At 68.5% G+C, this 14,625-nt stretch carries 11 protein-coding genes and 3 pseudogenes; 7 read left to right on the top strand and 7 right to left on the bottom strand.

Features of this window, described 5'->3' with window-relative positions; all coding sequences use genetic code 11:
* Positions 1 to 71 precede the first annotated feature (71 nt).
* Positions 72 to 626: a Uma2 family endonuclease gene (locus EV376_RS19050; protein WP_486482693.1), complete on the top strand. Its 555-nt coding sequence runs from the start codon at positions 72 to 74 to the stop codon at positions 624 to 626.
* 48 nt (positions 627 to 674) lie between these two features.
* Positions 675 to 3,203, top strand: coding sequence for a GmrSD restriction endonuclease domain-containing protein (locus tag EV376_RS19045; RefSeq protein WP_130325117.1), 2,529 nt, complete (start codon positions 675 to 677; stop codon positions 3,201 to 3,203).
* Between the two features lie 536 nt (positions 3,204 to 3,739).
* Here EV376_RS19045 and EV376_RS19040 read toward each other — a convergent pair.
* The 5 genes and pseudogenes from EV376_RS19040 to EV376_RS19020 form a co-directional block, all read right to left on the bottom strand.
* Positions 3,740 to 4,735: pseudogene (locus EV376_RS19040) on the bottom strand (IS701 family transposase); the annotation flags it as partial.
* A 99-nt stretch (positions 4,736 to 4,834) separates the two neighbouring features.
* Positions 4,835 to 5,824, bottom strand: coding sequence for a tyrosine-type recombinase/integrase (locus EV376_RS19035; protein WP_130324599.1), 990 nt, complete (start codon positions 5,822 to 5,824; stop codon positions 4,835 to 4,837).
* Positions 5,821 to 6,771 carry a tyrosine-type recombinase/integrase gene (locus tag EV376_RS19030; protein ID WP_130324601.1) on the bottom strand — a complete coding sequence of 317 codons (951 nt, stop codon included), beginning with the start codon at positions 6,769 to 6,771 and terminating at the stop codon, positions 5,821 to 5,823. Before EV376_RS19030 ends, EV376_RS19035 begins: the two co-directional genes overlap by 4 nt.
* Positions 6,768 to 7,964 (bottom strand): site-specific integrase, encoded by a 1,197-nt coding sequence (locus tag EV376_RS19025; protein WP_165438021.1) that lies wholly within the window; start codon positions 7,962 to 7,964, stop codon positions 6,768 to 6,770. Before EV376_RS19025 ends, EV376_RS19030 begins: the two co-directional genes overlap by 4 nt.
* 221 nt (positions 7,965 to 8,185) lie before the next feature.
* Positions 8,186 to 8,485, bottom strand: a pseudogene (locus EV376_RS19020) (transposase); the annotation flags it as partial.
* A 1,047-nt stretch (positions 8,486 to 9,532) separates the two neighbouring features.
* On the opposite strand from EV376_RS19020, the gene EV376_RS19015 reads away from it, so the two are divergent.
* Together EV376_RS19015 and EV376_RS19010 are read left to right on the top strand one after the other, a co-directional pair.
* Entirely contained in the window at positions 9,533 to 9,907 is a 375-nt protein-coding gene (locus tag EV376_RS19015; protein WP_486482692.1) for a type II toxin-antitoxin system RelE/ParE family toxin, read from the top strand.
* Complete coding sequence (locus EV376_RS19010; RefSeq protein ID WP_130325113.1) at positions 9,904 to 10,224, top strand: helix-turn-helix domain-containing protein; 321 nt, start codon at positions 9,904 to 9,906, stop codon at positions 10,222 to 10,224. The genes EV376_RS19015 and EV376_RS19010 overlap by 4 nt, the downstream gene beginning before the upstream one ends.
* Positions 10,225 to 10,311: 87 nt before the next feature.
* Here the strand turns inward: EV376_RS19010 and EV376_RS19005 are convergent, their stop codons facing one another.
* Entirely contained in the window at positions 10,312 to 10,704 is a 393-nt protein-coding gene (locus EV376_RS19005; protein ID WP_130325111.1) for a hypothetical protein, read from the bottom strand.
* Between the two features lie 95 nt (positions 10,705 to 10,799).
* On the opposite strand from EV376_RS19005, the gene EV376_RS19000 reads away from it, so the two are divergent.
* The 3 genes from EV376_RS19000 to EV376_RS18990 are packed head-to-tail and all read left to right on the top strand — an operon-like array spanning position 10,800 to position 14,073.
* Positions 10,800 to 11,072 carry a hypothetical protein gene (locus EV376_RS19000; protein WP_130325109.1) on the top strand — a complete coding sequence of 91 codons (273 nt, stop codon included), beginning with the start codon at positions 10,800 to 10,802 and terminating at the stop codon, positions 11,070 to 11,072.
* Positions 11,065 to 11,676 (top strand): DUF6879 family protein, encoded by a 612-nt coding sequence (locus EV376_RS18995; RefSeq protein ID WP_130325107.1) that lies wholly within the window; start codon positions 11,065 to 11,067, stop codon positions 11,674 to 11,676. Before EV376_RS19000 ends, EV376_RS18995 begins: the two co-directional genes overlap by 8 nt.
* A 3-nt stretch (positions 11,677 to 11,679) precedes the next feature.
* Complete coding sequence (locus tag EV376_RS18990; RefSeq protein ID WP_130325105.1) at positions 11,680 to 14,073, top strand: tetratricopeptide repeat protein; 2,394 nt, start codon at positions 11,680 to 11,682, stop codon at positions 14,071 to 14,073.
* 150 nt (positions 14,074 to 14,223) lie between these two features.
* Here the strand turns inward: EV376_RS18990 and EV376_RS18985 are convergent.
* A pseudogene (locus EV376_RS18985) lies at positions 14,224 to 14,476 on the bottom strand (hypothetical protein).
* Between the last annotated feature and the right edge of the window lie 149 nt (positions 14,477 to 14,625).

Genomic DNA, 14,625 nt, shown 5'->3' with positions numbered 1-14,625 from the left:
CCCTCAGCGGCGGCAGCCGGCGAGGCTCGCGGTGCACTCGGTCCGAGGCTCCCGGCCGGTACGATGCCCACATGAGCTCAGAGGCGGTTGGCAGGCACATGCCCACGGTCGTGACGCTCGATGACCTCACCGCGATGATGGCCGCGGACGAACACCACCGGTACGAGATCAGCCCCGAGGGAGTCCTCTCGATCATGCCGCCGCCGGGATACGCCCATGCCATCATCGCGACCCGGCTCATGGTGTGGCTCGCCCAGGGCGGTGTCCCGGCGGACCGGATCGCCCAGGCGGTCGGGCTGCGCATCCCGGGGCGGCACGGCGGCGTCGGCGGCCGCATCCCCGACCTGGTTGTGTGGAGCAAGGCACAGGCCGACGGTGTCTGGTTACCGGTCACCGACGTGCTCCTCGCCGTCGAGATCATCTCTCCCGGCTCCGAGGGCATCGACACCGTGACCAAACGCAGCGAGTACGCCGCCGCCGGCATCCCGCAGTACTGGATGGTCGACCAGGATCAGGCACAGACCGTCACCATGCACCGCCTGGACGGCGAGCACTACGTCGTCCGTGCGACCATGCCGCTCGCCTGGGTCCTCAACACCGACCCTGTGGAGCACGATCTCGCCTGATCGGGCAGACCGACATCGGGTATCCACATCTTCGCGGAGCGGTGAGGGATGGTCGCAGCGGCAGAGACCACCCTGCAGGGCCTACTCGAAGGGACGAAGCAATACCAAGTGCCGCTCTACCAGCGCACGTACTCCTGGCAGGACCATCAACTGGAACGCCTCTGGGAGGACATCGTCCGGCTCGCCGAGGACCGAGCCGAGAACCCGAAGACGACCCATTTCATCGGCTCGCTGGTGCTGGCGCCCAGTCCCGACAACGGTCCCGCCGGGGTCACCGAGTTCCTCGTGGTCGACGGGCAGCAGCGGTTGACGACCCTCTCCATCCTGCTCTGCGCGATCCGGGATCATCGGGTGGCCAACGAAGGCGACGAGCACCGCGACCGCCTCACCGACCAGTATCTGATCAACAAGTACGCGCCCAGCAGACGGTTGAAGCTCGTTCCCACCCAGGCAGACCTCGACGCGTACCGGGCCTGTGTGGATTCCTCCGCACAGGCCGGCGGGGGCGCGGTCGGCGCCGCATACCAGTTTTTCCGCAAGAAGCTGGCGGAACCGGCCTTCGCGGAGCAGATACAGCGTCTGGAAGACGCAGTGATCTTCGGCTTGGCGATGGTCTCGGTCGTCGCGCACGCCGACGACAACGTCTACCGGATCTTCGAGTCGCTGAACAACACTGGCCTCCAGCTCACCCAGGCCGACCTGCTGCGCAACTACCTGTTCATGCGGCTGCCGACTCGCAGCCAGGCCATCTACGACGCGCACTGGCTGCCCTTGCAGGAGCGGCTCAGCTCGTCCGAGATGGAACTCCTGTTCTGGCTGGACCTGGTACACCGCGACCCACGGATCACTCAGGGCGACACGTACGCCCGGCAGCAGGCGCGGCTGGACCGGCTGACCAGCGAGGACGAGATCGAGGCCGAGGTGCGCCGGTTCGCCCGCCTCGGCAACCTGCTGGAACTCATCCTGCGTCCCGAGAAGGAGCAGGACCGGGACGTACGGTTCCGGCTGGAACGGCTGCAGGCCTGGGGTACCACCACCGTCTATCCGGTTCTGCTGCACCTGCTGGATCGGCGCAGCCTGGGCACCGCGACCGACGCAGAGGTCGCCTCCGCGATGCGTTACGTGGAGAGTTTCCTCGTCCGGCGGCTGCTGATCGGCCGTGCCACCGCGAACATCAACCGAAACCTGCTGTCGATCGTCACGGAGATGGACAAGGACCTGCCGGTCGACCAGGCGGTGCACGCCTACCTGTCCGCCGGCCGAAAGTACTACGCGACGGATGGCGATGTCCGTCATGCCGTCCGGTCGCTGCCGTTCTACACCAACGGACGGGCGGCGCAACGTTCGCTGGTGTTGCGCTGGCTTGAGGAGTCGTACGGCAGCAAGGAGCCGGTTACGCTGGCGAAGCTGACCATCGAGCACGTGCTACCGCAGAAGATCGGCCCGGAGTGGCAGCGCATGCTCGCAGCGGACCTCGAACCGCACGAGAACGTCGCCGAGGTGCACGACGCTCTGAAGCACACGCTGGGCAACCTGACTCTGACCGGGTACAACGTGGAGCTGGGCAACAGTCCGTTCGCGGTCAAGCGTGTTGAGCTCGCCAAGAGTGGAGTTCGCCTCACACGTGACATCGTCACCTGCGAGCGCTGGGGACGGCCGCAGATCCATGCCCGCGCCGATGCGCTCGCCGAGCGGATCATCAACCTGTGGCCTGGGCCCACTGCCCAGGCGACCGACCAGTCCGAAGTGCGCTGGGATCTCATGGAGGCCGCTCTTGCCGCTCTGCCGGCCGGCTCCTGGACGACCTACGGGGACCTCGCCGCGCTGATCGGCACCGCGCCCCAGCCGGTCGGCAACCGCCTGCGCTCGGTCCCGGTGCCCAACGCACATCGGGTTCTGCAGGCGGAGGGAACGATGGCGACCGGGTTCCAGTGGCCCGACGGGCGCCCGGACGACCCGGTCGCGGTGTTGCAAGCTGAAGCGGTCGTGTTCGACCGGCACGGTCGCGCCGACCAGACCCAACGCATCGACCTTGATGAGCTGGCCCAGCTGGTCGGACTGGCACCCGACGAGTTACCTCGGCGGCTGCCGCGGCCACGGCCTGGTGAGGGTCAGTCCCGCGCTGACCGCTTCGCCGAGCAGCTCGGTGTGTTGCAGGACAAGGCCGTTGCCGAGGCCACGCTGGCGCTGCTCGACCGCTGGATCGAGATGGGCGGCACACTGCTTTACGGTGGCGCGGCGGAAACCTCCTGCTTCCTCATGGCCCGCGAGCGCGGCCACCGTGACGGCGACATCTGGCCTGTGACGTTCTACCCGAGCGGGAAGGTCGAGGTGGTCTTCCAACACATGATCAACCGGGCACCGTTCGACGATGCCACGCTGCGCGAGCAGTTCCGGCAACGACTCAACCAGGTCCCCGGCGTGAACATCGCCGCAGCGAAGCTCGCGCTACGCCCCGGCTTCCCGCTGACCGTTCTCGCCGATGGCAGTGCCGCCGCAGGGCTCGTGGAGCACCTTCGGTGGTTCTACGAGCACGCGCACCTGTCCGAGGAGGCAGACGAAACAATCGCTGTGTAAAGGCTTGCTAACCGACCTGAACGGCGCCACCGGTCCGACCGACCGGGGTGATGACATGGGGCGGCGGACGGCTAGCAAGTCCTCTCGATCCTGCTGCCGGTGGCCGACGTACTCCTCGCAGTCGAGATCGTTCCCCCCGGCTCCGAGGGCGTGGGCACCGTGACCAAGCGCGGTGGATACGGTGCCGTGGGGTCGACGAGGACCAGGCACCGACGGTCACCATGCACGGCCTGAACGGCGAACACTACTCGGTCCGCGCGACCAGGCCGCTCGCCTGGGTCCTCAACACCGGTCCCCGCTAAGCACGACCTCGCCGGACTCAGACGACTGGCCGTACGTCAGCTACCAGCGCCTCCGTACGTGCCAGCCTCCACCCCCGAGGGTTTGGCCGGGAACTGGGCCAGAGCTGTCCAGTCCTCCATCCCGGCGAGGAGGATCTTCTTGACCTGGGTCTTGGCTTCCTCCAAGGCGAGGTCGATAAAGCACTGACATCTGGTCAGCTCATCACCGTTGACTAGTACGGCAGCCCGGGTTTGTTATGTAGATGCGTGTTGATGCATTGGCCGCGCGCGGCGGCGGTAGTGGCTGGTCTGGGCGCGTGCTTGGTGTTGGCGTCGCCAGTGTGACCAGGTCAGCCAGTGGCTGATCGGGTGGACGGTGTTGGTGATCAGCTTCGCGAACAGGCGGCGGATTTCGGGCAGGGTCATCGGGATCGACTGGTGGTCGGCTGGCCGGTGGTGAGCGTGTTCGCGGGCGGCGATCACGGTGAGGATCGCGTGGGCGAGCATGACGAGGGTGACGTGGCGGTGCCAGGCGTGCCAGCGGCGGACCTGGGGTTCGTCCAGGCCGATGGTCTTGCCGGTTTGGAAGCAGGTCTCGATGGACCATCGGGTTCCGGCCACCCGGACGAGGACGCGCAGCGGGACTGGTTGGGGTGACCAGCAGCGGTAGAAGGCCAGCTCGCCGTCGCTGATCCGGCGGCGGATCAGCAGGGTGTGCTGCCCGGTGGTCTCGTCGGCGGGCGCGGTGATGGCGATCCAGGCCCAGTCGTAGTCGCGGGCGCCTTTCGACCCGGCGCCGGCGGAGAGCCGGTTCCAGGCTCGGGCGGGTAGGTCGGCGGCGAGCCGGTCGGCGCGCAGCGGGCCGTCGGCCGGACGGGCGGTGACCCGGTGGCTGCGGGCCACGGCGAGGACGTGGCCGATCCCGTGGTCTTGCAGGTCGCGGCGGAGTTGCCGGTCACCGCCGTAGGCCTCGTCCGCGGTGGCCCACGCCGCCGGCACGTTGGCCTCCAGGGCGCGGGTGAGCATCCGCCGGGCCAGGACGAGCTTGGTGGCGAACCCGACGTCAGCCGGGATGCCGGCGGCGGCGCACCGATCGGGATCATCGGTCCACGCCTTGGGCAGGTAGACCTCCCGGTCGATCAACGTGTAACCGCCCGGCGCGGCGTAGGCGAGGTAGACCGCGACCTGCGCGTTCTCCACCCGCCCCGCCGTGCCGGTGTACTGCCGCTGCACCCCGACGGTGTGCACACCTTATGGCGAGCCGGCGGTTATGCCGCGGCCGACGGGAATGTCGTGTGGTTGTTCGGGTCCTCACCGTCGGACGCGGCATAACTGCTGGTGGGGGCCAGGTCAGAGTTGTTTGAGGAAGGCGAGTAGGTCCTCGCTGGCCTGGTAGCGGGCGGGGTCGGTGTTCGGCGGGGTGGTCCGGGCGATGGCTTGTTCCTTGAGGGCCAGGTCGGCGTGTAGGTAGATGCGGGTCGTGGCTGGGGATTTGTGGCCGAGCCAGAGCGCGATGACGGTGATGTCGACGCCGGCGTGGAGCAAGTTCATCGCTGCGGTGTGGCGCAGGGTGTGCGGGGTGACGTTCTTGGCCTGCAGCGATGGGCAGGTGCGAGCTGCGGTGGCAGTGTGTTTGGCGACGAGGCCGGCGACGGCGTCATGGGACAGCCGCGTGCCGCGACGGGTGACGAACAGCGGGTCGGTGCCGGCTGGCCGGTGGGCGGTGAGCCAGGTGGTCAGGACGCTGACGGTGTGCGCGGTCAGCGGGGTGCAGCGGTCCTTGCGGCCTTTGCCGTGGCAGTAGACGTGCGCGCCGACGCCGAGTTGGAGGTCGCTGGCGGTGAGCGCGGTCAGTTCCGCGACGCGTAGTCCGGTCTGTGCGGTCAGTGCGAGAAGGGCGTGATCTCGGCGGCCGTGCCAGGTCGTGGTGTCGGGTGCGGCCAGCAGCGCGTCGAGTTCGGTGGGGTTGAGGAAACTCACGATCGTGGTGGTGGCCCGTTTGGTCTGGATGGCCAGGACCCGGCTGATCAGGTCGGCGTGTTCGGGTGCGTGCAGGCTGGCGTAGCGGAACAGGGAGTGGATCGCGGCCAGCCGGTTGTTGCGGGTGGCGACGGCGTTGCCGCGCTTCGTTTCCAGGTGGTGTAGGAACTCGCCGATGGTGACGGCGTCCAGGTCGGTCAGGTCGAGCTGGGCGGGGAGCCTGCCGGTCCGCTGGTGGATGTGGGTGAGCAGCAGCCGCAGCGTGTCGCGGTAGGAAGCGATGGTGTGTGGGCTGGCGCCGTACTGGGTCATCAGCCGGTCGGTGAAGAACGCCTGCAGCAGCGGGGCGAGCGCGGTCACGGCCCGGTCACCTCGCCTCGCTCGGGTGGCGTGTCCTGGTGGACTGCCGCGTCGAGGCGTTGCGCGGCCAGTGCCAGTAGCTGCGGAGTGGCCTGCAGATACCAGTAGGTGGCTTCCGGGCTGCTGTGGCCGAGGAACGTCGACAGCACCGGAAGCCGGGCCGACACGTCGACACCAGCCTCATACCAGGCGATGAGGACGTCGACCGCGAAGGTATGACGTAAGTCGTGGATGCGGGGGCGGCGGCGTCCGGGCGGAGTGTGGATGTCAGCGGCGGCCAGGAGTCTGGCGAAGATCTGGTGAACACCGCGGTGCTGGACTCGCTGGCCGGTGGCAGTCAGGAAGAACCCGGGCGAGACCGGGGTGGGGCAGAGCCGGTCGCGGCGCGCGGCGTAGCCGGCGAGCATCTGCGCCGTGGTGGGGTGCAGCGGGACCAGGCGGGTCTGATCGTTCTTGCCGGTCACCGTCACCGCCGCCTCGTGCTCGTCAACCTCGCTGCGGTCGAGCGCCAGGGCCTCGCCCACCCGCAGACCGCTGGCGGCCAGCAAGCTGATCAAGGTCTGCATCGTGGCCGCGGGCAGCGGCGCGGCGATCGTTCCCGCGGCGTGCACCAACGCCGCGACCTCCTCAGCCGAGTAGTGGTAAGGAGTCGGCCGATGCGCCCGGCCGGGCAGCAGCCCGGGCGGTGGGACCTGGCAGTCCGGGTCGAATGCCGCCAGGTAGCGGGCGAAGCCGCGCACCACCGCCAGCCGCCGTTGCCGGTGCGCGGTAGTGGTGCCGCTGGGCTCGCTCGCCCATCCCAGCGCCGCGGCAACCGTGACGGTCCTCTGGCCGTTGTGGTCGAGCCGGTCGGCGAACTCCAGCAGCATCCGGCCCTCGCCGCGAAGCTTGAAACCCAGACTGCGGCGCATCGCCAGGTACTGCTGCGCCCAGGTTCGCATCCTCATCGCGGTGCTCCCTGCGGGCAGGGCCTGGCCAACTCGGCCAGCCGGGCCTGGTCCAGCCGGGCATAGATCGCGGTGGTCCGCTGCTGGGCATGACGCAGCAACTGCCCGATCTCCTCCATCGACGCGCCGGCCGCGAGCAGATCGCAGGCCGCCGCGTGCCGCATCCCGTGCGGCCCGAACCGGGACACCCCGGCCCGGCCGCACGCGGCACCGACCAGAACGGTCACCGACGAGGTCGCCAACCCGGTGAACGGCGCCTTCACCGTGATGAACACGTTCCGCGCTGCGGTGGCCGCTCTGCCGTGCAGCAGGTAGTCGGCGATCGCCGCGCCAACATCAGCCGGCAACGGCAGCACATCGACCCGGCCGCCCTTGCCGCGCACGGTCAACTCGCCCGCCCGCCAGTCAATGTCGGCCAACTCCAGTCGGGCCACCTCACCGCCACGCACCGCCAGCCGGGCCAGCATCAACAGGATCGCGTAGTCCCGACGCCCGACCGCGCTGTCCCGATCACAGCCGGCCAGTACCGCCCGGACCTGTTCGCGATCGGCCGCCCGCAGCCGGGCCAGCTTGCGGGGCCGACCCCGCCCAGCCGGGACCGCACCGGCCAACCCGGCCGGAACGCGCCCGGTCAGGTGCAAGAACCGCAGCAGCGACCGCAACGCGGGCAGCGTCACCATGTCCAACGCCGTACTCCGCCGCCGTGTGCTCCAGTCCCGCACGAAGTCGATGACCTGCCCCGCCGACAGCCCCAGCAGCGCCTCCTCCAGCGGCCCGGACAGCCCAGTCAAGAACGTCCGAGCGCATCGCAGGTAGTGCTTCACCGTGCCCGCGGCCAGCCCGCGCTCGTCTTCCAAGTACCGGCGGTACTCGCTCAACAGCACATCCACTGGCGCCACCGCGGCAATCACCGCAGGCGGCGGGACCGCCCCCAGCCGGCGCAGATACCCCAGCACCGGCGCCAACGCCCGTTCACTGGTCCCGGCCCGGACACCAACTGACCGGCGTTCCTGCTGAAACTCCCGCACGACCACGCTGGTCAACTCACCCGTGACCAGACCACGCTCGACCAGCCAGCGGCTCAGATCCGCCAACCGGTGCACATGATCGACGATGGTGTCCGGCGAGAACCCCTGCCCCGCCAAGTCCTCGCGCAGCCCGTCAACGAACGGCGCGAGCGGTCCCTGCACCACGACTCGACGGCGACGCCGTCTCACATCCTCCGCGTCCATGATCCTCTCCTGTCTGTCGATGGACCCATCGACCAGACACGAGAAACCCTCGACCACGACGGACAACCGCTGCGTAATGCCGCGCGACGCCGAAGAATCAGCGCGCTGACCAGCATGGCTCACGAGCAACGCGGCATAACCACCGGCTCGTCATAAGGTGTGTAATGCCGAACTCGGCATTACACACCCTTCTTCAGGTCACCGGTGTCATCCAAGATGAGCACCCCGCCCGGGTCGCCCAACGCGTCGATCACATAGCCCCGTACGTCATCACGGACCGCGTCGGCGTCCCACACCGCCTCCCCCAACAGCCGCTGCATCGCATGCGGCGACGCATCCCCAGCCTGCTCAGCCAACTGCCAACACGACCGTCTGTCCACATCCGACAACAACCCGAGCAGGAACGACCTGGCCTGCCGGCGCGGCTCGACCCGGAAGAACCGGCCCGCGATCCACGCGAACCCGGTGTCGAACTCCGCCAGCCATCCCTCGGCATCTACGCTGTGCCCAGCGGCCGCCGCACGATCTTCACTTGTCCTCACAAACAGTGCATGATCAACCGGCGGCCGCCTCCATGCCCGCAGACACGCCGACCAGCCCCGACCCAGCTGAACTCATCGCCGGTCATCTACATAACGAACCCGGGCTGCCGTACTAGGCACAACAGCACTCCGGTCACCTGCAGACCTCGCGCTGTGGCGACCATCTTGGCGTCTGTAGGCAGCGGGATGTTCGACGCGAGTTGACGAGCGGAACGCCTGCACGACTCGGTCACCGCCGAGGAGAGCGGCGAGCCGGGCCGCGATGGCGCCTACCAGCTCGTTCAGCATCTTCTTACCAGTCAGAATCGCCGCCGCCATCCGCGCCAGACGCTTGCACCGCCTCCGCCGCCGATGGTTGAACAACCTGTTCCACGTTTCCTCGGTCGCATACTCGCCGGCGCGCGCGGAAACGACACTGGCCCATCCGTCGTTGAGCACCGCGACGCAGTACTCGGCGGCCTTCTCGACGCGCTCTTGGCGACGGCGCTCCTGTGCCGCCGTGATGCCGCCTCTGCCTCGCCGCGTTCCTCGGCGACCAGCCCGGGGGCGCAAAGATGTGGATGGTCGAGGGGATCTCCGATCCTTAGGGTGCCGCGGCCCCGCCTCCGGCATCCCGACATGGTGGCGGCAGCGCCTCCCAGGCTCCTTCACCCGCGTCTTGCAGAGCCTGTTGTTGTTACGGCGCGCACGATACCGAGGCATAGCGCCATCGTCTCGTCACGCAGAGGTGAGTGCTGTCAGATGATTGCCACTCACGATGCCCGCGCTGCCACACCCCGTCACCGTCCGCCCTTTGCTGGAGCGACGACGACGTGCACGCGCCGCCTTCCTGTAGTCGGTCACCACACGTACGCAGACGGCTTCAGCGTGGAGACCACGCACGCCGAAGTCCCCGAGAGCTGACCTCATTTGCAGGCGACACCCACTGACAACGCGTGTGCGAGGTTTAGGATATTCTTGAGTCGGCTTCGGTCGAAAGGGGGACACGTGGAGTGGGAAATCCTGATGACCGCCCAGGTCGAGGAATTCCTCGATGATCTCTACGAGTCAGATCGAGACTGTCACCGCCTCGTGAATCAGGCGATCCTCGTCCTCGAGCGGAATGGTCCGGCAGAGGGCCGCCCCCTGGTCGACACCGTAACAGCCTCGCGTATCTCCAACATGAAGGAGTTGCGGCCACCGTCTACGGGTCGATCCGAGATCCGGATCTTGTTCGCGCTTGATCCCTGGCGGTCGGCAGTCCTCCTGGTTGCTGGCGACAAGTCGGGTCAGTGGAGACGCTGGTATCGAGACGCGATTCCCGAGGCGGAGCAGCTGTACGCAACGTATCTCAAGGAACGCGAGAGGGAGGAAGGATCATGAGCGAGGTTCGACGCTGGCGAGAATCTGGCCATCTGGACCGCGCGGTGGAGACCGCCGGCGGACGCGAGGCTTTCGACGCTGCCGTCGGGCAGATGCTCGATGAAGCTCGCGGTTGGCGGCTCGCCGAGATGCGCAAGCGGCGCGGCCTGACCCAGGAGCAGGTAGCCGACCGGATGGGTGTGACGGTCGCACGCGTCTCCCAGATCGAGCGCGGCGACGTGTCCACCCAGGAGGTACTGAACCGCTACATCTCTGCTCTGGGCGGCACGCTCAAACTGATCGCTGACTTCGGCGACGAGCAGTTGAAGGTCGCTTGACCTCCAAGCGCAAGCATACCGTTACGTTCCTTGGACAAGGCTCACCTCCGAGCTTCCTGGCCAGTTGCCGCCGTCCGGCCTCTGATGTCAGGTGGGGCTGGCGCCAAAAGAGATGCCGCCGTGGATGTCGCGCGCCTGCACCGTCGACCCGCTGACGCCGCCGGAAACGCTGTTTGTAACGTTTCCCGGGCTGGCCGCGACGACAGCCTGGGTCTGCGCGAAGCGAGCGCGGAACTCGGCAACGAAGTCGGGATCGCGGACGGCTTCCTGTTGCAGTAGTGCGGCGAGGCGGTGGACCGCATCGGGCCTCCCCTCGCCCAGAGCGATCTCAACGATCTCCTGCGACGCGGCCTCTCGCCGGAACCGGTGACGCAGAAACTCGGTCAGCCCGGTCACGGCTGACCGTGCGCCTTCGGCGAGGTTGGTGGCGGCCCAGGCGACGAGCGTCGTCGCCGCTGCGAGCATGAGCGGATCGTCCACTGTGATCCTCGAATCTTGAGACGAACAGAAGGGTGATCAAGCGACCTCGATGTTACTATGCGTGTCCACACCAACACGATTCCTGAGGGGTCGGCATGAGCACACACCGCTGGCAGGCGGACCCGTCCGCCGAGCTCAGTCGCCGCTGGGGCAAGTCGTCGCACGAGCTGGGCAACACCTCCGGCGACGGCAGTTGTCCTGACATCTGGGAGTTGAGCAACGGCGACATTGCGGTTATCGGCCAGGACCTCACCGAGACATACCAAGCGCGGCTGCCGGACGGAGTTTCTGTCGACCCGGGTGAGCGGCTTATCATCATCCCTCGATCGACCATGATCGCGGCGAAGGTGGACATCCCTGATGCGTGACCTCCTCGGTGGAGATCCCGGCGAACTGCTGGCCCTCGACGACTACTGGGCCGACTTCGAGCAGCGGTTCTGGAAGACCGGTCCGCCGGGCTTCTGGAAGCTGGAACGGCAACAGACGTTCAGGGAGCCCAACGACGAGGGCTGGCAGGCGTTCGCCGCGGGCCACTGGGATGAGTCCCTGCGAATTCTCGACGCCCGACGTCCCGAGTTCGAGGACTATTACCGCCGTATCGCCGACAGTGGGTTCGCCACTCGTCGGGTGCGGGTGGTGCAGGAGCCGCTGACCGCGTACCTGCAATGGGAGCTGCACGTGCTGCGACTGCGGCACGAGTACGGCGGCCTGACCCGGGTGGTGGGTCCGGCCCGCGTCGTCGCCGCGGAGGCCGACGGGCCACTGCCGGAGATCTACACCCTCGGCACCGACGTCATGTACGAGGCGATCTACGACGCCGACGGCGTGCTCGAAGCGGCCCGGCGGTGGCGCAATCCGGCTGTGGTGGGGCGGTGCCAGGAGTTCATCGAGTCGCTGTACGCCGATGGTGAGCCGCTGGACGAGTACTTCGCGCGAGCGGTGGCGCCGCTGGAGCCTCCGCGCCTGGACTGACCAATGGTCGGCGGGGGCACGGACGGACGGCAACCGGAACATGTCAACCGGTCCGCGCTGTCCGGCCCCGCTGACCTCGTCCAGGCCCGCGACGTCTACGGCGGGGTGCACTTCCACTCCGGGGACACGTCCGGGGTGCACCCCCCTCCCCGCCAGTTGCCCGGTGACGTGCGCGGCTTCGTCAATCGGGTCGAGGAACTGCGCGCGCTGAACCGGCTGCTCGGCGACGAGGCGGTCAACGCAAGCCTCTTCGTCATCTGCGGCACCGCCGGCGTGGGCAAGACGGCTCTGGCGTTGCGATGGGCGCACGCGGTACGCCACCGGTTTCCGGACGGCCAGCTCTACGCCAACCTCCGTGGCTACGATCCGGGCCAGCCCAGCCGGCCCGAGCAGGTACTCGACCGCTTCCTGCGGGCGCTGGGCGTACCGCCGTCCGCCGTACCAACCGACATTGAGGACCGCGAGGCACTGTACCGCTCCCGGTTGGCTGACCGACGCGTCCTGGTCGTCCTCGACAATGCCGCCACTGTCCGGCAGGTGCGTCCGCTGCTGCCGGGCACGAGCAGCTGCCTGGTGATTGTCACCAGCCGGACGATGCTGTCCGGTCTGGTGAGCCGCGACGGCGGCCGGCGGTTGAGCCTGCGCATGTTGTCCGAGGACGACGCGGTGACGTTGCTGCAGGGCGTGACCGCCGGGTACCGCAGCGGCGATGACCCGGGCGAGTTCGCCGAGCTGGCCCGTCTATGTGCCAGGTTGCCGCTGGCGCTGCGTATCGCCGCCGAGCGGGCGGCGGGGCGGCCGTTCATGCCGCTCGCCGAGTTGATCCAGGATCTGCGGGACGAGTCGGCCCTGTGGGACGCCCTCACCGCCGAGGACGGCGAGGAGGCCGACGCGGTACGCACGGTCTTCGCGTGGTCCTACCGGGCCCTGAATGCCGCAACCGCGCGGCTGTTCCGGCTGCTCGGGTTGCACCCTGGCCCCGATTTCAGTGCCCCGGCCACCGCCGCGCTGGCTGGTTTGTCGGTGGCGGAGGTCAGGCAGCCACTCGACGCGCTCGTCGGCGCGCACCTGCTTGAGCACAGTGCACCCGGCCGCTATCAGTTGCACGACCTGTTGCGCGCGTACGCGGTGGACCAGGTCCGGCACCTGGAGAGCGACGAGAGCCGCCGGGCGGCGCTCGGCCGGGTCCTCACCTGGTACCTGCACACGGCGGACGCCGCGTTGGGCCGTGCCCTTCCGTTCTACCGGTCGGTGCGACTGGAACCGCTCGCCGACGTCACCCCGTTGGCCTTCGCCACCGCTGCGGAGGCCGACGCGTGGTTCGCATTCGAACAGGAGAATCTCGTCGCCGCCACCCGTATCGCGGCCGGGGCCGGGTTGCCACGGGTGGCCTGGCACCTGGCGGTCCTGCTGCGCAGCGTCTTCATGCATCAGAACGCGTTCGACTCCTGGTTCGCCACCGCCCGGATCGGCCTGGCCGCGGCTCGCTCGCTGGGTGACCGCAGTGGCGAGGCGGAGGCGTTGGAGAGCTTGGGGAAAGCACACTTCCAGGCTCGCCAACTCAGGGAGGCGGAGAAACACCATCGGGCCGCGCTGGCGATCCGGCGGGAGATCGGCGACGAGCACGGCACCGCCGTGTCGATCAATGCGCTCGGTCTGCTGGCGCTGCGGCATCGCCGTCTCACCGACGCCCTGGCACGGTTCGGCGAGAGCCTGGACATCTTTGCCCGGCGGGGCGACCGGAGGTGGCAGGCGCTGTTGCTGAGCAATCTCGCGGAGACGCAGTACGAACTCGGCGAGCTGGCCGACGCCGTGACGCTGCTGGAGCAGGCGCTCGCCGTGCAGCGGGAGATCGATGACCGGGGCCAGGAGGGCAATTCGCTGTTCTTTCTCAGCATGTCGCTGCGGGAGCTCGGCCGCACCGACGAGGCCCGCGCCGCGATCGAGGCGGCGCTCGCCATCGCCGAACGCGGCAGCCCGGTGTGGCTGGCGCACTGGCTGGTCGAGTACGCGCGGGTGCTGCGTGCGGTGGGCCGCCCCGCCGAGGCGCTGGAGGCGGTGCACCGGGCAGCGACCATCCAACGGCAACTGGGTGACCGCAGCCGGGAGGCGATGGCGCTGGACGGTGCCGGGGAGGCGTACCGGGAGCTGGGGCAGCCGGACCAGGCTATTGCCTTCCACCTCCGGGCGGCCGCGGTCCACCGGCAGCTCGGGGATGACTGGCAGCTCGCCTTGACGCTGGATCACCTCGCGGCGGCGCTACACGATGCCGGGCGCCCGGAGGAGGCACACCGGTGGTGGAGCGAGGCGGTCGAGCGGCTGACCGGCTTTCCGGACGCCCGAGCGGCGGCACTTCGCCGGGCCATCGAGTCGACGCTCCAAGATGGCGTTGGCTGATGCGACCAAGCGCGGTGCCGCCATCGGCGTGTCGCTCGAGGCAGGCATGTCCCGGTTGAGCAGTATGACTGCCAGTCATAATCATGCCGCTCAGTCATGTCGCTGCTCGGGGATCTCGACCGGCGCGCGACGGGAGGCAGCACCCGCGGATCAGCGGCGCAGGCGGCCGTAGCACTCACCGTCGTGGCCGGCGGAGCACGCAGCGCCGGCCGCCCGGCAGCCGCACGTCGCAGAAGACGCGGTGCCGCAGGAACTTCCTGTCCTCCTCGGAGACGGTCATCTCCCCGGGGTCTGTCATCGGCAGCACGGTTATCCACCGGCCGATGACCCGGGCCAGGCGCTGCGCAGCCGGCAGGTCGGCGGCAACAGCGGGCAGGTGGATCACGTTTCGCGCCTGGCGCAGCCCGGCCAGATCACTGTAAGTGAGATGTCCATAATCCGACAGTGATTCATCACCTCTTGGATTCGGCAGTCGCAATATCCAGACTGATATATGGCCCGCTCGGACGGTACGCCAGACGGAAGCCGGAGCCGCCACTCCGCACCCCGGTC

The sequence above is a fragment of the Micromonospora sp. CNZ295 genome (assembly GCF_004217535.1).
The sequence above is the reverse complement of the archived record's forward strand: the minus strand, read 5'-3'. Positions and strand labels throughout refer to the sequence as shown.